This window comes from Microbacterium dauci, assembly GCF_030065535.1.
Classification (GTDB): Bacteria; Actinomycetota; Actinomycetes; order Actinomycetales; family Microbacteriaceae; genus Microbacterium; species Microbacterium dauci.
On sequence record NZ_JASJND010000005.1, the window covers coordinates 304,225 to 322,731 of the forward strand.

At 71.0% G+C, this 18,507-nt stretch carries 18 protein-coding genes; 15 read left to right on the top strand and 3 right to left on the bottom strand.

The features are described from left to right. The first annotated feature begins 11 nt into the window (after positions 1 to 11). The 4 genes from QNI14_RS08615 (at position 12) to QNI14_RS08630 (ending at position 6,096) form a co-directional block, all read left to right on the top strand. Positions 12 to 995 carry a right-handed parallel beta-helix repeat-containing protein gene (locus QNI14_RS08615; protein WP_283716138.1) on the top strand — a complete coding sequence of 328 codons (984 nt, stop codon included), beginning with the start codon at positions 12 to 14 and terminating at the stop codon, positions 993 to 995. Between the two features lie 110 nt (positions 996 to 1,105). Continuing rightward, a complete protein-coding gene (locus tag QNI14_RS08620; protein ID WP_283716139.1) occupies positions 1,106 to 2,344 on the top strand; it encodes a glycosyltransferase in 1,239 nt (412 codons plus the stop codon). After that, positions 2,341 to 4,686: a right-handed parallel beta-helix repeat-containing protein gene (locus QNI14_RS08625; RefSeq protein ID WP_283716140.1), complete on the top strand. Its 2,346-nt coding sequence runs from the start codon at positions 2,341 to 2,343 to the stop codon at positions 4,684 to 4,686. Before QNI14_RS08620 ends, QNI14_RS08625 begins: the two co-directional genes overlap by 4 nt. A gap of 99 nt (positions 4,687 to 4,785) precedes the next feature. After that, positions 4,786 to 6,096 (top strand): UDP-glucose dehydrogenase family protein, encoded by a 1,311-nt coding sequence (locus tag QNI14_RS08630; protein WP_283716141.1) that lies wholly within the window; start codon positions 4,786 to 4,788, stop codon positions 6,094 to 6,096. A 106-nt stretch (positions 6,097 to 6,202) separates the two neighbouring features. Here QNI14_RS08630 and QNI14_RS08635 read toward each other — a convergent pair whose 3' ends face one another. Beyond that, positions 6,203 to 7,045, bottom strand: a complete 843-nt coding sequence (locus QNI14_RS08635) for a CPBP family glutamic-type intramembrane protease (protein ID WP_283716142.1) — start codon at positions 7,043 to 7,045, stop codon at positions 6,203 to 6,205. A gap of 82 nt (positions 7,046 to 7,127) precedes the next feature. Between QNI14_RS08635 and QNI14_RS08640 the strand changes: the two genes are divergently transcribed. The 8 genes from QNI14_RS08640 to QNI14_RS08675 all read left to right on the top strand — a co-directional run bounded on the left by QNI14_RS08640 (position 7,128) and on the right by QNI14_RS08675 (position 12,736). Further along, complete coding sequence (locus QNI14_RS08640) at positions 7,128 to 7,715, top strand: arsenate reductase/protein-tyrosine-phosphatase family protein (protein ID WP_283716143.1); 588 nt, start codon at positions 7,128 to 7,130, stop codon at positions 7,713 to 7,715. Between the two features lie 61 nt (positions 7,716 to 7,776). After that, the gene (locus QNI14_RS08645) at positions 7,777 to 8,142 is read left to right on the top strand and encodes a holo-ACP synthase (RefSeq protein WP_283716144.1); all 366 of its coding nucleotides are present in this window, start codon (positions 7,777 to 7,779) and stop codon (positions 8,140 to 8,142) included. After that, complete coding sequence (alr, locus tag QNI14_RS08650) at positions 8,139 to 9,260, top strand: alanine racemase (protein ID WP_283716145.1); 1,122 nt, start codon at positions 8,139 to 8,141, stop codon at positions 9,258 to 9,260. Before QNI14_RS08645 ends, alr begins: the two co-directional genes overlap by 4 nt. Positions 9,261 to 9,310: 50 nt before the next feature. Next, positions 9,311 to 9,820: a tRNA (adenosine(37)-N6)-threonylcarbamoyltransferase complex ATPase subunit type 1 TsaE gene (gene tsaE, locus QNI14_RS08655; protein WP_430539264.1), complete on the top strand. Its 510-nt coding sequence runs from the start codon at positions 9,311 to 9,313 to the stop codon at positions 9,818 to 9,820. A gap of 64 nt (positions 9,821 to 9,884) precedes the next feature. Next, the gene (tsaB, locus tag QNI14_RS08660; RefSeq protein WP_283716148.1) at positions 9,885 to 10,553 is read left to right on the top strand and encodes a tRNA (adenosine(37)-N6)-threonylcarbamoyltransferase complex dimerization subunit type 1 TsaB; all 669 of its coding nucleotides are present in this window, start codon (positions 9,885 to 9,887) and stop codon (positions 10,551 to 10,553) included. Then, positions 10,550 to 11,089, top strand: coding sequence for a ribosomal protein S18-alanine N-acetyltransferase (gene rimI / locus QNI14_RS08665; protein ID WP_283716149.1), 540 nt, complete (start codon positions 10,550 to 10,552; stop codon positions 11,087 to 11,089). Before tsaB ends, rimI begins: the two co-directional genes overlap by 4 nt. Before the next feature lies 1 nt (position 11,090). Next, a complete protein-coding gene (tsaD, locus tag QNI14_RS08670) occupies positions 11,091 to 12,191 on the top strand; it encodes a tRNA (adenosine(37)-N6)-threonylcarbamoyltransferase complex transferase subunit TsaD (protein ID WP_283716150.1) in 1,101 nt (366 codons plus the stop codon). After that, positions 12,188 to 12,736 carry a hypothetical protein gene (locus QNI14_RS08675; RefSeq protein WP_283716151.1) on the top strand — a complete coding sequence of 183 codons (549 nt, stop codon included), beginning with the start codon at positions 12,188 to 12,190 and terminating at the stop codon, positions 12,734 to 12,736. Before tsaD ends, QNI14_RS08675 begins: the two co-directional genes overlap by 4 nt. Before the next feature lie 6 nt (positions 12,737 to 12,742). Here QNI14_RS08675 and QNI14_RS08680 read toward each other — a convergent pair whose 3' ends face one another. Then, positions 12,743 to 13,942, bottom strand: coding sequence for a THUMP-like domain-containing protein (locus tag QNI14_RS08680; protein ID WP_283716152.1), 1,200 nt, complete (start codon positions 13,940 to 13,942; stop codon positions 12,743 to 12,745). Between the two features lie 154 nt (positions 13,943 to 14,096). On the opposite strand from QNI14_RS08680, the gene groES reads away from it, so the two are divergent. The 3 genes from groES (at position 14,097) to QNI14_RS08695 (ending at position 17,018) form a co-directional block, all read left to right on the top strand. Beyond that, the gene (groES, locus tag QNI14_RS08685) at positions 14,097 to 14,393 is read left to right on the top strand and encodes a co-chaperone GroES (RefSeq protein WP_283716153.1); all 297 of its coding nucleotides are present in this window, start codon (positions 14,097 to 14,099) and stop codon (positions 14,391 to 14,393) included. Between the two features lie 140 nt (positions 14,394 to 14,533). Then, the gene (gene rarD, locus QNI14_RS08690; RefSeq protein WP_283716154.1) at positions 14,534 to 15,472 is read left to right on the top strand and encodes an EamA family transporter RarD; all 939 of its coding nucleotides are present in this window, start codon (positions 14,534 to 14,536) and stop codon (positions 15,470 to 15,472) included. A gap of 190 nt (positions 15,473 to 15,662) precedes the next feature. Then, complete coding sequence (locus tag QNI14_RS08695; protein WP_283716155.1) at positions 15,663 to 17,018, top strand: ABC transporter substrate-binding protein; 1,356 nt, start codon at positions 15,663 to 15,665, stop codon at positions 17,016 to 17,018. Positions 17,019 to 17,372: 354 nt separating this feature from the next. On the opposite strand, the gene QNI14_RS08700 is transcribed toward QNI14_RS08695, so the two are convergent. Continuing rightward, positions 17,373 to 18,338, bottom strand: a complete 966-nt coding sequence (locus QNI14_RS08700) for an endonuclease domain-containing protein (RefSeq protein WP_283716156.1) — start codon at positions 18,336 to 18,338, stop codon at positions 17,373 to 17,375. Between the last annotated feature and the right edge of the window lie 169 nt (positions 18,339 to 18,507).

An 18,507-nucleotide genomic window follows, 5' to 3' on the forward strand; every position in this document is an offset into this window, starting at 1 on the left:
AGAATGGACCAATGCGCGTGCATCGGTGGCTCTCGTCCGTCGTGCTGGGAGTGGCTGCTCTCGGTGCGAGCGGGTGCGGCGCCGTGTCGCCGACCGTCCCGGACGCGTGCCCGGCCGACGCCGCCTTCGTCGGGCCGAACGCCGAGGACCTCCAGGATGCGCTGGATGCCGCGACGCCAGGGGACGTCCTCGCGCTCGGCGACGGGCGCTACGACGGACGATTCACGATCACCGTGTCGGGAAGCGCCGCCGCGCCGATCGTTCTGTGCGGGTCCCGTGACGTCGTCCTGGACGGCGGTGCGACCGACACCGGATACGCGCTCCACCTCGACGGGGCGTCCCACTGGCGCATCGCCGGCATCACCGTGACCGGCGCGGCGAAGGGGATCGTGCTCGATGCCGCGGTCGACGTCAGACTCGCCGACCTCGCGGTCGAGGGCACCGGCGAGGAAGCCGTGCACTTTCGGAGCGCCAGCGTCCGCAGCGCCCTCGTCGACTCCGACATCAGCCGCACCGGGCTCACAACGCCGGAGTACGGCGAGGGTGTCTACATCGGCTCGGCGAGCTCGAACTGGTGCCGGTACTCCGACTGTGCGGCCGACGCGAGCGACGCGAACACCATCTCGGGCAATCGCATCAGCGACACCGCGGCCGAGGCCATCGACGTCAAAGAGGGCACGTCGGGCGGGATCATCCGTGACAACGAGCTGTCGATCTCCGCCGACGCGGTCGTCGATTCCGTCGTCGATGTGAAGGGCAACAGCTGGATCCTCCGGGACAACGGCGTGCAGCACGCTGCGGGTATCGGCATCCAGGTGCAGTCGGTCGCGGACGGCTGGGGCGAGGCCAACATCCTCCGCGGCAACACCGTGGACGTCCCCGCCGATGCGTACGCCATCGACGTGGCATCCGGTGCGAGGGGAACGGTCATCGGCTGCGACAACGTCACCTCCGACGGCGCCCCGCTCCGCACGACGGTCGGCTGCGAGGACTGACCGAGGGCGCCCCGCCCAGCCTCCGAACGGGTCGGAGTGCCCTGACGCTATGCTGGCGCCAGCGACGTCCGTCTGGGGAGATGGCCGCTGGATCGTCTGGGGAGATGACCGTGCCATCCGAACTCGTGTCATACCTGTGGTGGGTGTTGCCGTTCGGCATGTTCGGCGTCGTGTCGTGGGGCTACTGGGCGATCCGGAAAATCCTCTCTGCGACGTCACGTCCGGTCAAGAACGATTTCCGGACGACGACCACCGTGGTGGTGCCCTCGTTCCGCGAAGACCCCGACGTCCTCGTCCGCTGTCTCGCCACCTGGGTTCGTCAGGGCCCGACGCGGATCCTCATCATCCTCGACGTCGACGACACCGAGGCGCAGTCGCGCATCGAGGCGCTCGCCTACCCGACCGTCGAGGTCATCACGTTCGAGCACAACGGCAAGCGCTCCGCACTCGGACACGGGATGCGGATGGTCGACACCGAGCTCATCATCTTCGCCGACTCCGACACATCGTGGGAGGAGGGGATGCACGACGCGATCCAGATGCCCTTCATCGACCCGTCAGTCGGCGCTGTGTCCACTCGCCAGAACGTCTACCGCCCGAAGTCGAGCGTGTGGCGTCGGGTGGCCGACTGGATCATCGACCTCCGCTACACCGACTACGCGCCCGCGATGGGGCGATTCGGTGGTGTCATCTGCGCGTCCGGTCGCACCGCGGCCTACCGAACCAGCGTCATCGTGCCGCAGGTCGAGCGGCTCGAGCGTGAGATGTTCTTCGGCCGCCAGTGCATCGCGGGCGACGACGGTCGGATGACGTGGCTCGTGCTCTCGCAGGGGTTCCGTGTGACCCATCAGGACAGCGCTCGCGCGTTGTCCATGTTCCCGGGCACGTTCCGCGCATTCGTGAAGCAGCGCATCCGATGGAGTCGAAACTCCTACCGCTGCTACATCACCGCCATCGGGAAGGGGTGGATCTTCAAGGTCCCGCTGATATCGCAGATCGCGATGATGCAGATCCTCTTCACGCCCGTCACGATGTGCATCGCGCTGGCCTACGTTGTCCTCGCTGTGGACTCCGACCACCCGGTGCTCGCCGTCACCGTCGCGTTCGTATGGGTGATCGTGGGACGCGGCATCCGCGGGTTCTCGCACCTGTGGCGGCGGCCCGAGGACATCGTCCTGCTCCCGCTCGTCACAGCAGTCATCATCCTCGTCGCCCTCCCGATCAAGACCTACGCGCTGTTCACCATGAACAAGCAGGGGTGGCTGACTCGGTCGGCGACCACCCGCGGCGGCGAGGGGCAGACCGAAGCGAGCGTCGCCGAGAGCGCGACCGTGGGAGCGGCATCGTGACCCGCGCCGGCCACAGGGCGCCCGAGAGCGACATCTCCGCCGAGGAACGCGGCGACACGTCGGTACACCGCACCGCCCTCACGCGGTCGCTGATGGTCATCACGACCGCTGTGCTCGCCGTGGGCATCGTCGCCGTGGGCAACATCGTCGCAGGCACCGCGCTCCCGTGGGCCAGCGTGGCGACCGCCGACGTCGTTACGAGCGCGTCTCCCGACGGGTCCGCCGCGCCGGGAGCGACACCGGGCCCAAGCGCGACGCCGCTCTCCGCGGCTGGCGGCTTGACCGGTGCCGAGGATCGGGCGGCACGGCTCGAAACCTCCGAGGCATCCGCAGTCGTCACCGCCGTGGACACGTGGCTCACCGAGGTGTCCCGACTTTCGTGGAAGGACCGACGAGCGGTCACGGACTACGGTACCGTCATCCTCTCGGCGCGGGAGAAGTCGTACGGGCTGCGCGACCTCATCGCGCGCGGAGCGCTCAAGAAGGTCGACGACACCACCTACGACCTCGTCCGAGCAGTCGTCGTGCGGACGGATGCGCGGCTGGCGATCTCGGCACCCGGCGTCACGATCCGCCTCGTCTCGACCGAGGCAGGCTTCACGGAGATCGTCGGGTGGGGTGGTGACGTCGTTCTCAACGGGACCGCCGAGAAGCCCCTCACCATCACGTCGTGGGACGCCGAAGCCGAAGGGCCCGACACCGACGTTGACAACGGGCGAGGATTCATCCTGGTACGGAATGGCGTGCTGTCGGCCGAGCACACGGAGTTCCGGCACCTCGGGTTCTGGAGCGGCCGAACCGGCGGCGTCGCCGTGACGTCGACGGATGTGGGGCTTGCTCGCGCCAAGCTCGTCGACACCGCCCACGACGAGCTCGCCTTCGGCGTCTACTTCTCCGGCGTCGTCCACAGCGAGGTGCGCGGAGCGACCATCACCGACTCGCTGCTGACCGGCATCGACATCACGGGCGCCTCGGCACGCGTGGTCGTCGACGACGTGCACGTCGAACGCGCCGGCGGTGACGGCATCTCGATCGCGCGCGGCTCGCGCGCCGTGACGGTCAGCAACAGCCTCATCGAGTACGCCGATGAGGTCGGTGTCCGCGTGTCGGCAGCCGCCCGCGCCGACGGCGCGAATGCGGCGGGGTACCCGACGACACAAGCATCCGGATTCACGATCGCCGCCGTCACCGCGAACGACAACCGTCGCGGCGGCCTGCTCGTCGACGGGGGCAACGACATCGAGGTCGACCGGCTCGAGGTCGACGGCATCGCGACCGCGGTGCGTGTCGATGGGCCCGTCCGATCGCTCGCGATCCGGGAATCGACCCTGCACGCCGAACGCGGCGCCGCGCTCACCCTCGACGGCGACATCTCGGATGCCGTGCTCGCCTCATCTACGCTGCGGAGCCTCGCCAACGGGGTCATTGTGCGCAGCGGCCGGGTCGAGGTGCGCGACAACGACATCACGGTCGTCGAGGGTGCAGCCCTGTCGATCCGCGAGGACGCGCGGGCCCGGGTGTCGGGTAACACGCTCTCGGGCGTCGGCGAACAGCCGATCGCGAGTGATCCCCGTGTCGACGTGCAGCTCGCCTCGAACGACCTCGACGGCTGGAACCACCGGCCCGGATGGCTGCTGTGGCTCGATCACCATCCGATGGGATGGCTCTGGCTGCTCGTCCTCATCATCCCCGCGGTCGGCCTGCCCTTCGCCATCGTGCGCGCCCGCCGACGCAACGTGCTCCGACGCATGCTCGAAGACGCGATCGTCCAGTACGGGCGCCGACAGCTCGAGACGTACCGCGCGGCGCAGGGTGCGGAACCCGCCGCGCCGGGCGGCGCGCCAGTCGATCCGGCGCCCGCAGCGCCCGGGGTGCCCGCCGGGGTGCCCGCCGGGCCCGCGGAGGTGCCCGCCGAGCCCGCGGGGGTGCCCGCCCAGACGTCACCGGCAGCGCCGTCCTGGAGCGCGCCCGGATGGGGTTCGCAGGTGCCCGGCATCGCGGCATCCGTGCCCGCTGAAGGCGCACCGATCACCATCAACGGCGTGCCCGTCGAGGAGTGGCCCGAGGCGCCACTGACGCGTCCCGTCGACCCCCGTCGGATGCCGCGATCGGCGGCCCCCCACGCGGGGAGTCCGCGTTCGCTCCGCGACCTGCACGCGGTGCTCCCGTCGCAGGCATTCACGTCACCGCAGCAGTTCGCGGTCGCGGCGGTCCTCGAGGCGGGGTACCCCGTCTACCAGGTCGCTCGACTGTTCCGGGTCCCGGCCTGGCGGCTGGAGGCGTGGATCGAGGACGCGATCGATCGGGTCCCGCAGACGCCCGCTCCAGCGGGTCGCCGGTGAGGGCGCCCCGCGTCTCGAGCCCGACTCGTCCGTGACACAATTCTCTGGTACACACGACCGGGGGCACGCGAACACTCGCGTGAGGAAATGGAGATCTCTATGCGTATGTCGGTCATCGGCTGTGGCTACTTGGGGGCCGTGCACGCCGCCGCGATGGCGTCGATCGGGCACGAGGTGGTCGGAGTCGACGTTGATGCACGCAAGATCGAGGCGCTCGCCGCCGGTCGCGCGCCGTTCTTCGAGCCCGGGCTCGCCGAGATCCTGACCGAGGGCATCGCCTCGGGTCGGCTCTCGTTCACGACGGACATGTCCGCGGTGAAGGGCGCCAAGGTGCACTTCGTCGGCGTCGGCACGCCGCAGGTGAAGGACGGCTACGCCGCCGACCTGACGTATGTCAACGCGGCCGTCGACGGTCTGCTCCCGTACCTCGCGCCGGGCGACATCGTCGCCGGCAAGTCGACGGTGCCGGTGGGTACCGCGGCGACGCTCGCCGAGCGCGTCATCCCGACCGGTGCGACCCTGGTCTGGAACCCCGAGTTCCTGCGCGAGGGCTTCGCCGTCGAGGACACCGTCGACCCCGACCGCCTGGTCGCGGGCGTCCCGGCGGGCGACGAGGGAGAGCAGGCCGCCGCCGTCCTCCGCGAGGTGTACCACCCGTCGGTCGCGAAGGGCACGCCGTTCATCGTCACCGACTACGCGACCGCAGAGCTCGTCAAGGTGTCGGCGAACGCGTTCCTCGCGACGAAGATCAGCTTTATCAACGCTATGGCCGAGATCGCCGAGGTCACCGGTGCGAACGTGACCACGCTCGCCGATGCCATCGGCCACGACGCACGTATCGGGCGCCGGTTCCTCGGCGCCGGCATCGGCTTCGGCGGCGGATGCCTCCCGAAGGACATCCGCGCCTTCTCGGCACGTGCCGAAGAGCTGGGTCGCGGCGAGTCCGTCGCGTTCCTGCGCGAGGTCGACGAGATCAACATGCGCCGTCGCGAGCGCGCCGTGCAGCTCGTCATCGAGGGCCTCGGCGGCAGCGTCTACGAGAAGAAGGTCACGGTGCTCGGCGCCGCCTTCAAGCCGCACTCGGACGACATCCGCGACTCCCCGGGCCTGGATGTCGCCGTCCGCCTCCACGGTCTCGGCGCGCACGTCACCGTCACCGACCCTGAGGCGATCGAGAACGCCCGCCGCGTCCACCCCCAGCTGACCTACGTCGCCGACCGCGACGAGGCGCTGACGGGCGCCGACGCGGTCATCATGGTGACCGAGTGGGACGAGTACCGCCGCCAGCTCGACCCCGAGCACGCGAGCACCCTCGCGACCGGCCGCGTCGTCGTCGACGGTCGCAACGGGCTCGACCCCGAGGCCTGGCGCGCCGCGGGCTGGACCTACCTGGGTATGGGCCGGCCGTAACACCCCCGGCTTCCGTCGGGCTCGGTTCCGGCTTCGCTGTGTGCAGGTGCAGGGGTGCGAACCACGTACCCCTGCACCTTCCGTCTTGTGAGCCGGCGGTGCGCCTTCAGCGCAAGAGCGTGCCGGCCGCGATGAGTGCGATCATCAGCGCGTTGTAGACCGCGTGCACGAGCAGGGCGCCCCAGATGCGTCCGGTCAGCACGACCAGCAGCGCCGTCACGATCCCGACGACGCCCAGGGGGATGGCCTCGCTCAATGGCAGCGACCCGTCGACGCCGTGCAGCAGGATGAACGTCGCGGTGGACACCAGGACGGCGGCCAGGGCTGCCGCGAAGGTTCCCGCAGCCCGGCGCAGGATCGAGAACACCGCGATCAGCACCACTGCGCGGAAGAAGAACTCCTCGATCGCCGGCGCGAACACTGCGGCCGGCAGTGCGTCGGTGAACAGCCACGTCGGCGACAGCGCGCCGTCCAGGGTCGCGACAGAGGGCAGCGGCTTCGACGCGGCACCCGACGCCCACCCTTCGACGAGGCGGAGCGCGACGCCGAGGACGAGGCCGTAGAGCAGGTCGACGGGTCGGAACCGCAGGAGCCCCGCCGGCCGTCCACGACGGAACGCCACGACGACGGGGACGAGCATCCCGACCCAGAGCACGGCCAGCGAGACCAACGCCGACCACGGCGAACGCCAGAGCGCGCCGACCATCGTGCTGGCGACCACGCCGACGCCCAGGCTGATGAACGCGGTCGCGAGCAGCGTCCCGTCCCACGTTCGCACGGCGGTGCCGCCGAGGCGCCAGTCGGTGCGTCGCGATCGCCGCCGGCGGCGCTGGCGTCCCCGATCGGATGCCTCGTCGCCCGGCTCGGGCGCGTCGACGTCGCGGGTGGTGTCGTCCTCCGACGACGGTGCGATCCGGCCCCCCGGCCCGTCGCTAAGCTGTTCCTGCACGGGGCAACCGTACCCGGTGCCGCCTGCACCATGTCGAGCTGCCGCCTGGGGACTCCCGGCACCCGATGGACGAAGGACCCTCGTGACTCAGATCCTCACGGTCTGCACCGGCAACATCTGCCGTTCCCCGTTGGCTGAACTCGTGCTCGCGCAGCGGCTCGGCGACCTTGATGTGGGGGTGGCGAGTGCCGGCATCCGTGCCCGGGACGATGATCGGATGCCGCTCGAGGCGGCCGAGCTCGCCGTCGCCGCGGGCGTCCCGGCGGAGGCCGCCGCGCGGCACGGTGCGCGCTATCTGACCGAGGGGATGCTGCAGGGTGTCGACCTCGCGCTGGCGATGGACCGCGAGCATCGCCGTGCGATCGTCCAACTGGCTCCGGGGGCGCTTCGGGTCACTTTCACGGTGCGTGAGTTCGCTCGGCTCGCCGCGGCGACGCCCGACGACGCGCTCCGAGCCGGAGCGGTGGGAGCGGATGCCGGGGCGCGGCTTCGCGGCGCGCTCACGGTGCTCGCGGGGCAACGGGGGCTCGTGCTGCCGCCCGAGGATCCGGCCGACGACGACGTCGTCGACCCATACGGCCGTTCGCGTCAGACGTACGAGCGCTCGGCCGAGCAGCTGCTGCCCGCGCTCGACGCGGTCGAACGCGTCGTGCGCCTCGTTGCGGGCTGAGCGTCTCGCCCCGGCGATAGGCTGAACCGATGCCGCAGGGTGCGGTGGACGGGAGGCCGCGATGATCATCGGCATCGGCGTCGACCTCGTCGACATCCCCCGGTTCGAGGCGCAGATCGCGCGCACCCCGAAGCTGTTGCCGCGCCTGTTCACCGCTGCGGAGCAGACTCTGAAGCCGCATTCGATGGCCGCTCGCTATGCCGCGAAGGAGGCGCTCATCAAGGCGCTCGGTGGTTCTGAGGGCGTCCATTGGACGGACATCGAGGTCGCGGCCGAGCCGTCCGGTCGGCCGGTGTTCGCGCTCACGGGTGAGACGGCCGAGACGATCCGTGCCCGCGGCATCACCGCGGTGCACCTATCGCTCTCGCACGACGCCGGGCTCGCGACCGCGTACGTGATCGCCGAGTCGGCGGGGGGAGCGGCATGAGCCGCATGCCCGACGGTGTCGCCCGCGAGGCGGTCATCGACGTTGCCGCCATCGAGCACAACGTCCGCCATCTGAAGGCCCTCATCGGCACCGAGGTGATCGCGGTCGTCAAGGCCGACGGGTACGGCCACGGTGCCGAGCGCTCTGCCCGCGCTGCCCTCCGCGGTGGCGCCGACCGCATCGCGGTGGCCGACATCCCCGAGGCACTCGCGCTGCGCGCCGCCGGCGTCGATGCGCCGCTGCTCGCGTGGCTGCACGCGCCGAACACCTCCTTCGGCGAGGCTGCTGCCGCGAACCTCGAGCTCGGCGTCTCAAGTCTCGACCAGTTGCAGGCGGCTGCGGCGGCGTCGAATGGTCGACCCGTCGGCATCCATCTCAAGGTCGAGACCGGGCTGGGACGCAACGGCATCGCGCCCGCCGAGTACGGCACGGTGTTCGCCGAAGCGGCGCGGCTCGAGGCGGCCGGCCTCGTCGAGGTGATCGGTGTCTTCAGTCACCTCTCCAACACCACCCCCGACGACGATCGGGCGGCGCTCTCACGGTTCACGGTCGCCGTCGCCGGCGCCGAGTCGGCCGGCCTCCGACCACGACTGCGCCACATCGCCGCGTCGCATGCCGCGATCGACATGCCGGCGGCGCGACTGAACTGCGTGCGTCTCGGCGTTTCGATCTACGGGCTGTCGCCGTTCGCCGATCGCTCGTCTGCAGACCTCGGTCTCCGCCCCGCGATGACGCTCCGCGGCGCCGTCGCCGCGGTCCGTCGAGTCCCCGCGGGGCACGGCGTCTCGTACGGATACCTTCACCGCACCGCATCGGAGTCGACGCTTGCGCTGATCTCGCTCGGCTATGCGGACGGGGTACCGCGCGCGGCATCCGGCGGTGGACCGGTGTCGATCGACGGCAGGACTTTCCTGGTCGCCGGCCGCATCGCGATGGACCAGTTCGTCGTCGACGTCGGCGACGCGAACGTCGCTGTGGGCGACGAGGCGGTGCTGTTCGGCGATCCCGCGACCGGCGTGCCGTCGGCGAGTGCCTGGGCGGATGCCGCGGGCACCATCAACTACGAGATCGTGACGCGCATCGGTCCGCGCGTCCCCCGCCGCGAGGTCGGCGCGTGAGCGGGCTGGCGGCGTTCGAGGGTCGGCGCGAGATCGCGTCGCCCGCCGACATGGAGCGGTTCGGTCGAGCGCTCGGGGCGGCGTTGCGCGCCGGTGACCTCGTCGTGCTCACGGGTCCGCTCGGCGCCGGGAAGACCACGCTGACGCGGGGGATCGGTGCCGGTCTCGGCGTGCGTGGTCCGGTACAGAGCCCCACGTTCGTCCTCGCGCGGACGCACCCGTCCGAGGTGGGTGGCGCGCCGCTCGTGCACGTCGACGCGTACCGGCTCGGGTCGCCCGCCGAGCTCGATGATCTCGGCCTCGACGTCGACGGCTCGGTCACGATCGTGGAGTGGGGGCGCGGCATGGTCGACGACCTGGTCGACTCGTGGTGGGAGCTCGAGATCGAGCGAGGTGGGCCCACGCGGCCGGAGGCTCCGACCGCCGCGTCAGCGGCGGGTGGAGTGGCCGTGGGGAGGAGCGGGACAGGCGTCGACACGGCGTGCGGAACGTCGGGCGCGCACGTCGCCGACCTCGAAGATGCGGCATCCCGCATCGTCACCGTCACCCGCCGGCCCTGACGTCCAGAGCCGACGCTGAGCGGCGCCCGCCGCCGCGGCATCCGACGGCCGATACCCTGGGAGGGTGATCCTCGGCATCGACACGTCCCTCGGCACCGCGGTCGCGGTGACTGACGCCGACGGGGCGGTCCTCGCCGAGGCCGCCAGCGCCGACCCGCTCGGCCACGCCGAACTCATCGGATCGCTGCTGCAGACCGTGTTGACGGATGCCGCCCACGGTCCGGTCGGCCAGACCGCAGCGCCGCAGCCTGTCGCCCTCACCGCGGTCGCCGCGGGAATGGGTCCCGGTCCGTTCACGGGGCTCCGAGTGGGCATCGCCGCTGCGCGGACGTTCGCGCTCGGCCGCGGCATCCCGGTGCTCCCCGTCGCGAGCCACGACGCGGCCGCGCTCGCAGTGCTCCTGGCCGACCCGTTCGCGGACGTGCCGAGGTTCGCCGTCGTCACCGACGCGCGCCGCCGCGAGTTCGCCTACTCGGTCTACGACGGGGTCGACGACGACGGACTCCCGATCCGCAGCGTCGGTCCGGCGCTCGCGAAGCGCGACGAGCTCGATGACGTGCTGGCGGAGCTCGGTGCCGCGCGCCGCGATGTCACCGCCATCCCCGCCGCGATGGTCGCCCTGGTCGCGGCTCGCGCACAGGCGGCCGGGCGCACCGCCGAACTCGACGAGCCGCTCTACCTCCGCGCCCCCGATGTCACCCCGCCCGCCGGACCGAAGAAGGTCGGCTCATGAGCCTGCGTACCGCCACCCCCGACGACCTCGCCGCGATCATGCGGCTCGAGCGTGCCACGTTCCCGACCGACGCGTGGAGCGAGCCGATGCTGCGCGACGAGATCGCTTCGCCGCACGGGCGTTACGTCGTCGACGTCGAAGCGGGCCGGCTGCTCGGGTACGGCGGGGTCCGTTCCGTGAACGGGGCGCCCGACGCCGACATCCAGACGATCGCGATCGCCGCAGAGGCGCGAGGCCGCGGCCGGGGCCGCGCACTCCTGCGTGAGCTGCTCGCCACCGCGCACTGCCGCGGGGCCGTCTCGGTCTTCCTCGAAGTCCGTGACGACAACCCCAACGCGACCGCGCTGTACGACTCCGAAGGCTTCGCCGTCATCGGCCGCCGCCCGAGGTACTACCAGCCGGACGACGTGGATGCCATCGTCATGAAGCTCGACGTCCCGGGGTGGGCGAACGCGCGCGGTATCGCACCCGTCGCGCCCCGCACGATCGGCGCCGAAGGCTCGGGCAGCGTCGTCGGCACTGCAGGGTGGTGTTGACGTGGCATCCGCGTCGGTCGCCCACGAACCCCTCGTGCTCGGCATCGAGACGAGCTGCGACGAGACCGGCATCGGGATCGTCCGCGGCCGCACCCTGCTGAGCAACACGATCGCGAGCTCGATGGACGAGCACGCCCGCTACGGCGGTGTCGTCCCAGAGGTCGCCGCCCGCGCGCACCTCGAGGCGCTGCAGCCGGCGATCACTGCGGCGCTCGCCGAGGCCGACGTGAGCCTCGACGACCTCGATGCCGTCGCGGTGACGAGCGGTCCGGGCCTCGCCGGCGCGCTCATGGTCGGTGTCGGTGCCGCGAAGGCGCTCGCCGTCTCGCTCGACAAGCCGCTCTACGCCGTGAACCACCTCGTCGGGCACATCGCGGCCGACATCCTCACCGGCGACGAGGTCGAGTACCCCACGGTGGCCCTGCTCGTGAGCGGTGGACACACGTCGCTCCTGCTCGTGCGCGACCTCGTCTCGGACGTCGAGCTCCTCGGCGAGACGATGGACGACGCCGCCGGCGAGGCGTTCGACAAGATCGCCCGCATCCTCGGACTGCCGTACCCGGGCGGCCCCGAGATCGACAAGGCTGCGGCGACCGGCGACCCGACCGCGATCCGGTTCCCGCGTGGCATGTCCCGTGCGTCCGACATGGCCGAGCACCGCTACGACTTCTCGTTCTCGGGCCTCAAGACCGCGGTCGCCCGCTGGGTCGAGCAGCGCGAGGCCGCCGGCGAGCCGGTGTCCGTGCCCGACGTCGCGGCATCCTTCCGCGAAGCCGTCGTCGACGTGCTCGTCACCAAAGCGCTCGACGCCTGCGCGCGGCACGACGTTCCGCGGCTTCTGCTCGGCGGCGGGGTCATCGCGAACCGTCGGCTCCGCGAGGTCGCCCTCGAGCGCGCTGCTGCGGCCGGCGTCGCGGTGCGCATTCCGCCGCTCTCGCTCTGCACCGACAACGGCGCCATGATCGCCGCGCTCGCAGCCGAACTCATTCGCGGCGGCCGGCCCGCCTCGACCCTCGCGTTCGGCGCGGACTCGACGTTGCCCGTCACCGAGATCCAGGTCGCGCCGTCGTCCGACGCACCGCAGGCGGTCGGGCTGCCGTGACCGAGCGGGAGCAGACCGATGCGGACCGGACGCCCGGTCCGCCGATCTCGGCCGAGCCCGCGGCATCCGCCCACGCAGCATCCGCGGAGGCCCCCGCCGGTGCGCCGCCCGTCGTGCCCGCCGCGTCGATCGAGCCGCCGTCCGAGGACGTCGCCGCCACGTCCGCCCCGCCATCGCTCCCGGGCGAGCACCGCGGCGGGTTCCGCCGCGAAATGACGCAGCCGCTTCCGGTCGCGCCGCCGCTGCTCGTGCACCCGGATCCCGTCGTCGACCCGCAGGTGCACTGGATCCACCCGCCGCCCGCACTGCCGCGCAGCGCCGGGTGGGCGCTGCTGTTCGGCGTGCTCGCGCTCGTCCTGGCGTGCTTCGTCGGGTGGGGGTTCCCGGTGGGTGTGCTTGGTCTCGTGCTCGCGGTGGTCGCGCTGCGGCGGCCGTGGGAACGTCGCGAGATGGCGGTGTGGGCACTCGGGCTGAGCGCTGCATCGCTCGTCTTCAGTGCGGGCTGGTTGTGGTGGGCGCACACGCAGGGCGCCCTCTTCGCCTGAGACGCGTCAGACGCGGTCGGCGAGCAGCGCGAGCCGCTGCGCGCGCTTCCCTTCACCCACGCGGGTGAGGATGAGGGTCGCGGATGCCTCGCCCTTGAGCGTCAGCTTGCGGCGGAACTGCGCCGGGTCGACGTCCACACCGCGCTTCTTGATCTCGATCGTGCCGATGCCGTTCCAGCGGAGCGCCGCGTTGATCGTGGGGACCTTCAGCGGCATCGCCTCGCGGATGCGGAACGATTGCACGAACGGGCTCGTGAGCGCGGCATCCGAAGTGAGATAGGCGATGCCGTCGCCGAGCATGCCCGCCTGCAGCTCGCGGGCCACGTCGCCGATGAGGCGCGCGCGGATGACGGCGCCTTCGGGCTCGTGCACGAACGCGCCGAGCTCCCGCACCGGCTCGTCCTCGGTGTCGCCCGGGGCGGTCTTCTCGTGCGCGGCACCACCGCGCACGACGAGCGCGGCGCGGCGCACGTCGCCGCGGCGGAGCGCACCCGACCACAGGACGAGTTCGATCGTCGAACCGTCGACGCTGATCCACTGCGCCTCGACGTCGTCGGGGAGGAGCGAGCGGTCCAGGCCCGGCCCGAGCTTCACCCCGGCCGGCATCCGCTCGGCGAGGGCGAAGACCCAGTCGAGCGACGGCGACCAGTCCTCGGCGCGGGTGCGGGAGGTCTCGGAATGGCCGGCGGTGCGACGGGCGGGGTCGAGCCAGACGGCGTCGACACCCGCGAGGTCGATCTCTTCGGCGAGCCCCTGCCGCACGGTGACCGCGTCGCCGAAGGGTGCGAGGTTGTACGCCGCGAGCGCGGCCGTCGTCTCGTCGGCGTCGACGGCGAGGACGTCCAGCCCGATACCGGCGAAGCCCAGCGCGTCACCGCCGATCCCGCAGCCCAGGTCCGCCACACGGGTGACCCCCGCGTCGCGGAAGCGCGCGGCATGCCGTGCCGCGATCTCGAGCCGCGTCGCCTGCTCGAGGCCCGCCCGGGTGAACAGCATCCGGTCGGCGAACGGGCCGAACTTCGCGCCCGCCCGCACGCGCAGGTGCGCCTGGCCGACGACCGCCGACACGAGATCGGGGGAGTGGCCGGCGGCGCGCAGTCGCGAGACCGCCGAGGCGACCTCGCCGGTCGACGCGAGCGGCCCGATCTCATCGACCAGGCGCAGCCCTTCGGGGGTCAGCAGCGCGGTCAACTCGGCCTGTTCCATCCCGCCAGCCTAGGTGTCGCGTCATGCATCGAAACCCGTTGGCACTCGCGTTGCATGAGTGCCAACGTCGCTCTAGACTCGTGTTAGCACTCTCGGTCAGTGGGTGCTAACGCGTCGTGACTCACGACCCCCACAAACACGAAAGAGGTAGACCGTGTCGGTTTCCATCAAGCCGCTCGAGGACCGCATCGTCATTCAGCAGGTCGAGGCCGAGCAGACCACCGCGAGTGGTCTCGTCATCCCCGACACCGCCAAGGAGAAGCCCCAGGAGGGCGCTGTCGTCGCCGTGGGCCCCGGCCGCATCGACGACAACGGCAACCGCGTTCCGCTCGACGTCGCCGTCGGCGACCGCGTGCTGTACAGCAAGTACGGCGGCACCGAGGTCAAGTTCGGCGGCGAGGAGTTCCTCGTCCTGTCGGCTCGCGACGTCCTGGCGGTCGTCGTCCGCTGACCCGCGGTCCTCTCGAAGGGCCCGGATGCTTCGGCATCCGGGCCCTTCGTCGTTCGGTGGCGGGATCCGGACGATGATCGGCAGGATGCCGCCTGGGCCGCGGCATCCGCTCGTGTCACGACCGTCGTAGGCTCGTACTCATGACACCCGAGCAGGCCGCCCGCGAACGCACCCTGGGCGGGGTGTACGTCCTCACGGCCTACGTGCTGTGGGGGTTCATGCCGATCTACTTTGTGAGCCTCGCGCCCACGTCGCCGTGGGAAGTCGTCGGCTGGCGGGTCGTCCTGGCACTCGTCTTCTGCGCAGTGCTGATCGCGGTGACCCGCACCTGGAAGCGGCTGTTCGCGCTGCTGCGCAACCCGCGGCTGGTCGGCTGGACGATCCTCGCCGGCCTCCTCATCTACGTGAACTGGCAGGCGTTCCTCATCGGCACGCTCACGGGACACGTCGTCGAGACGAGCCTCGGGTACTTCATCAACCCGATCGCGACCGTGCTTCTCGGTGTGATCGTGCTCCACGAGCGGCTGCGGATCGCGCAGTGGGTCGCCGTCGGCATCGCCGCGGCCGCCGTCGTGGTCATCATCGTCGCCGTCGGGACGGTGCCGTGGATCGCGCTCACGCTCGCCGTGAGCTTCGCAACCTACGGTCTCGTGAAGAAGAAGATCGGCCCCTCCGTCGACGCGCTCAGCGGCCTCACGCTCGAATCGCTCTGGCTCATCCCGATCGCCGTCGTGCAGCTGCTCATCGTCGGCATGACGACCGGCATCACCATGGGCCAGGAGGGCGCCGGCCACATGACCATGCTCCTGCTCGCCGGCATCATCACCGGCGTCCCGCTGCTCTTCTTCGCCGCCGGGGCTCGTCGCAGCACCCTCACCGTCGTCGGCATCCTGCAGTTCATCGCGCCGATCATGCAGTTCCTCACCGGCGTCATCATCCTCGGCGAGCCGATGCCCACCGAGCGGTGGATCGGGTTCGGTCTCGTCTGGGCCGCGATCGTGGTCTTCACGGTCGACTCGGTCGTCCACTCGCGGCGGCACCGCAACCCGCTCGCGGCGGGCGTCTCCGACCCGGTCTGACCGGTTCGCGGATGCCGGTGACGCGGCATCCACTCGCTGTTTCGGAGTCCGCGCGGGAATCGTTATGGGAGCGCGTCCAGGTCGTTACACATCGTTAACGAACGGCAACATTCGCGAGACGACCCGCGGGCTAGGTTGATGGAACCGGGCCGATCCCGATCCGACCCGTGTCACCACAGCAAGGAGCACAATGAGCGTTCTCACCCGTTCGCGCGCTGCAAAGGTCATGGGCGGCATCGCCCTGGTCGGTGCGAGCGCACTCGTCCTCGCCGGTTGTTCCGGCAGCCCGGCACCGGAGGGGTCTGCTGCTCCCGAAGAGCCCGCGTTCGACTTCCCGGTCGACTGCGAGGCAGCCGAGCCCGCGTCCTACACCCCCGAGTTCGACTCGACCTCGACCGGTCCCGCGACCGACCTCGAGTTCACCATCGGTACGGCGCTGCCCGTCACCGGTAACCTCGCCTTCCTCGGCCCGCCCGAGATCGCCGGCACCGAGCTTGCCGCTGCAGAGGTCAACGAGGCCGACAAGGGCGTCACGATCAACCTGGTCCAGGGTGACTCGGGCGACACCGACAACAAGGCCTACGAGACCGAGATCCCGCGTCTGCTGAACGCCGGTGCCACCGCCATCGTCGGTGCCGCCTCGTCGGGCACGTCGCTGCAGTTCATCGACCAGGTCATCGCGGCCGACGCGATCCAGTTCTCGCCGGCCAACACCTCGGCTGCCTTCACCGGCTACGAGGACAACGGCCTGTACTGGCGCACCGCTCCCTCGGACACCCTCCAGGGCGAGGTGCTCGGTAACCTCATCGCCGGTGACGGTGCTGAGACCCTCGGCATGATCATCCTCAACGACTCGTACGGCACCGGCCTCGCGTGCTTCACGAAGGCTGCCTTCGAGGCTGCCGGCGGGTCGGTCGTCTCGGCGTCGCTGTACAACACCGGTGACACGAACTTCTCGGCCCAGGTCTCCGACGTGCTCGCCGCCGACCCCGACGCGATCGCCCTGATCACGTTCGAAGAGGTCAAGACGATCATCCCCGAGCTGATCTCGGCTGAGGTCCCGGCATCGAGCCTGTACTTCGTCGACGGAAACCTCGCCAACTTCGGCGAGGAGTTCGACGCCGGCACGCTCGCCGGCGCCAAGGGCACCTACCCGGCGGTCGACCCCGACAGCATCACGGCGTTCCGTGACACGCTGAACGAGTTCGTCGTCGACTCGGGTGACCCCGCGCTGACCGACTTCACCTACGCGCCGGAGTCGTACGACGCCATCATCCTCCTCGCACTGGCCGCCCTCGAGGCCGGCTCGTCCGAGGGCCCGGATGTGGCAGCGCACCTCCAGCAGGTGTCGGGTGGCGCTGGTGAGGGCACGAAGTGCACCACCTACGCCGAGTGCGCCGACATCATCAACGCCGGTGACGTCGCAGACTACGACGGCGTCTCGGGCCCGATCACCTTCAACGAGGTGGGCGACCCGACCGAGGCATCCATCGGTGTCTTCGAGTACGGCGACGACAACAACTACTCGTTCCTCAACCTCGGCTGATCCCAGCCTTCGCTGAGCGAGTCGGCGCGGCCCCGGTCTTCGGACCGGGGCCGCGCTGCTGTGTGCGGGTGGGTGCGCCTGGGCCTGGGCCTGGGCCTGGGCCTGGGGCTGGGCCTGGGCCTGGTGCTGATGCTGGGCAGCGCGGCATCCACTCATCTCCTTCAGGTGGCAGTTCTTGTCGCTGTGGATGCCGCGTTGCGGCGTGTTCTGCCACCTGGGCGGGCGATGCGGTCAGCGGGTGTGCGGCCAGCGCCCCTGGCACGCGTGTACCTCTCTCCGCTTCAGGTGGCAGTTCTTGTCGCTGTGGATGCCGCGAAGCGGCGTTTCCTGCCACTTGAAGGAGTAGCTGCGGGCTCACGCGCGCCGGGCGAGTGCGGCGCGCACCATCCGCACGGCGCGGCGACCCCGGCCACGGATGTGCGCCGACGTGGCCCGCACCACGTCCCACCCCAGCGCCGTGAGCGCGGCTGCGCGCTCAATGTCGCGCGACCACTGGGTGGCATCCGCCCGGTGGTGATCGCCCTCGGCCTCGATGACGATCCGTCGCTCGGGATACGCGCAGTCGGCGATCGCGACGAGGCGTCCGCGGCGGTCGCGGATCTCGACATCCAGCTCGGGCTCGGGAAGGTGCGCGTCGACCAGCACCAGCCGCAGATCGGTCTCGAGGGGCGACATCGCGCCGACCCGGATCAGCCCGAGCGCCGCACGGAGCTTCGGTGCACCGGCACGTCTGCCGGCGTCCACAGCGCAGCCGAGCGCCTCGATCGTGGTCAGCTGCGCGTCGGGCAGGGGGCGACCGCGGCTGTCCCGTGGGATGCGGACGAACGCGTCACCGAGGCGCACGAGCTGCTGAATATCGAGCTCGCTGCCGAGCATCGCCCATGTGGTCGCGGGTGCCGCCACCGACAGTCCGTCGAGTTCGATGACGTCGGCGAGCGTCGGAAGGACCTTTCGGCCGCGGATGCCGCGCCGCCGCGGAGCCCGCTCAGGCGCATGCACCGCCACATCGAGGACGTCCAGGTCGCGGATCGGATGTCCGAACAGTGCGGCCGCGGTCGCGCCGCAGAAGAACGCGTGCGGCTCGATCACGCACGCGTACTGGCGAGCGCGACGCCACGCGTCGGCGCGGCGCGCCTCGTCGATCGGGTACGCGCCGTCCGGTGATGCAGCCGCTGCGGCCACCGGCGCGCGCATCCCTCGGTACGGCGCCGTGAGGTCGCGTGCGCGGAGGCGGCGCGGCTGCACGCCGGCGTCGAGCGCCTCGGCGCAGGCGAACGGTGCGGGTAGTCCAGGCGGAAGGGGAGCGGGGCGGCGCGGCATCCGCTCAGCATCTGCGCTTCGAGACCGACGCTCGCCGTGTGCTGCGCCGATGGGGACGGTTCATGCCGATCGGCGGCGGGGGAGAAGGCGTCGCCCCGTTCAGGTGGCAGTTCTCGTCGCAATGGGTGCCACGTAGCGGCGTGTCCTGCCACCTGGAGCAACCAGGGCA

Coding starts and splice junctions, on each gene's coding strand:
- QNI14_RS08615 (WP_283716138.1), top strand. CDS start 12: ATGCGCGTGCATCGGTGGCTCTCGTCCGTCGTGCTGGGAGTGGCTGCT.
- QNI14_RS08630 (WP_283716141.1), top strand. CDS start 4,786: ATGCGTATGTCGGTCATCGGCTGTGGCTACTTGGGGGCCGTGCACGCC.
- QNI14_RS08645 (WP_283716144.1), top strand. CDS start 7,777: ATGATCATCGGCATCGGCGTCGACCTCGTCGACATCCCCCGGTTCGAG.
- alr (WP_283716145.1), top strand. CDS start 8,139: ATGAGCCGCATGCCCGACGGTGTCGCCCGCGAGGCGGTCATCGACGTT.
- tsaE (WP_430539264.1), top strand. CDS start 9,311: ATGGAGCGGTTCGGTCGAGCGCTCGGGGCGGCGTTGCGCGCCGGTGAC.
- rimI (WP_283716149.1), top strand. CDS start 10,550: ATGAGCCTGCGTACCGCCACCCCCGACGACCTCGCCGCGATCATGCGG.
- QNI14_RS08680 (WP_283716152.1), bottom strand. CDS start 13,942: ATGGAACAGGCCGAGTTGACCGCGCTGCTGACCCCCGAAGGGCTGCGC.
- rarD (WP_283716154.1), top strand. CDS start 14,534: ATGACACCCGAGCAGGCCGCCCGCGAACGCACCCTGGGCGGGGTGTAC.
- QNI14_RS08695 (WP_283716155.1), top strand. CDS start 15,663: ATGAGCGTTCTCACCCGTTCGCGCGCTGCAAAGGTCATGGGCGGCATC.
- QNI14_RS08700 (WP_283716156.1), bottom strand. CDS start 18,338: ATGCCGCGCCGCCCCGCTCCCCTTCCGCCTGGACTACCCGCACCGTTC.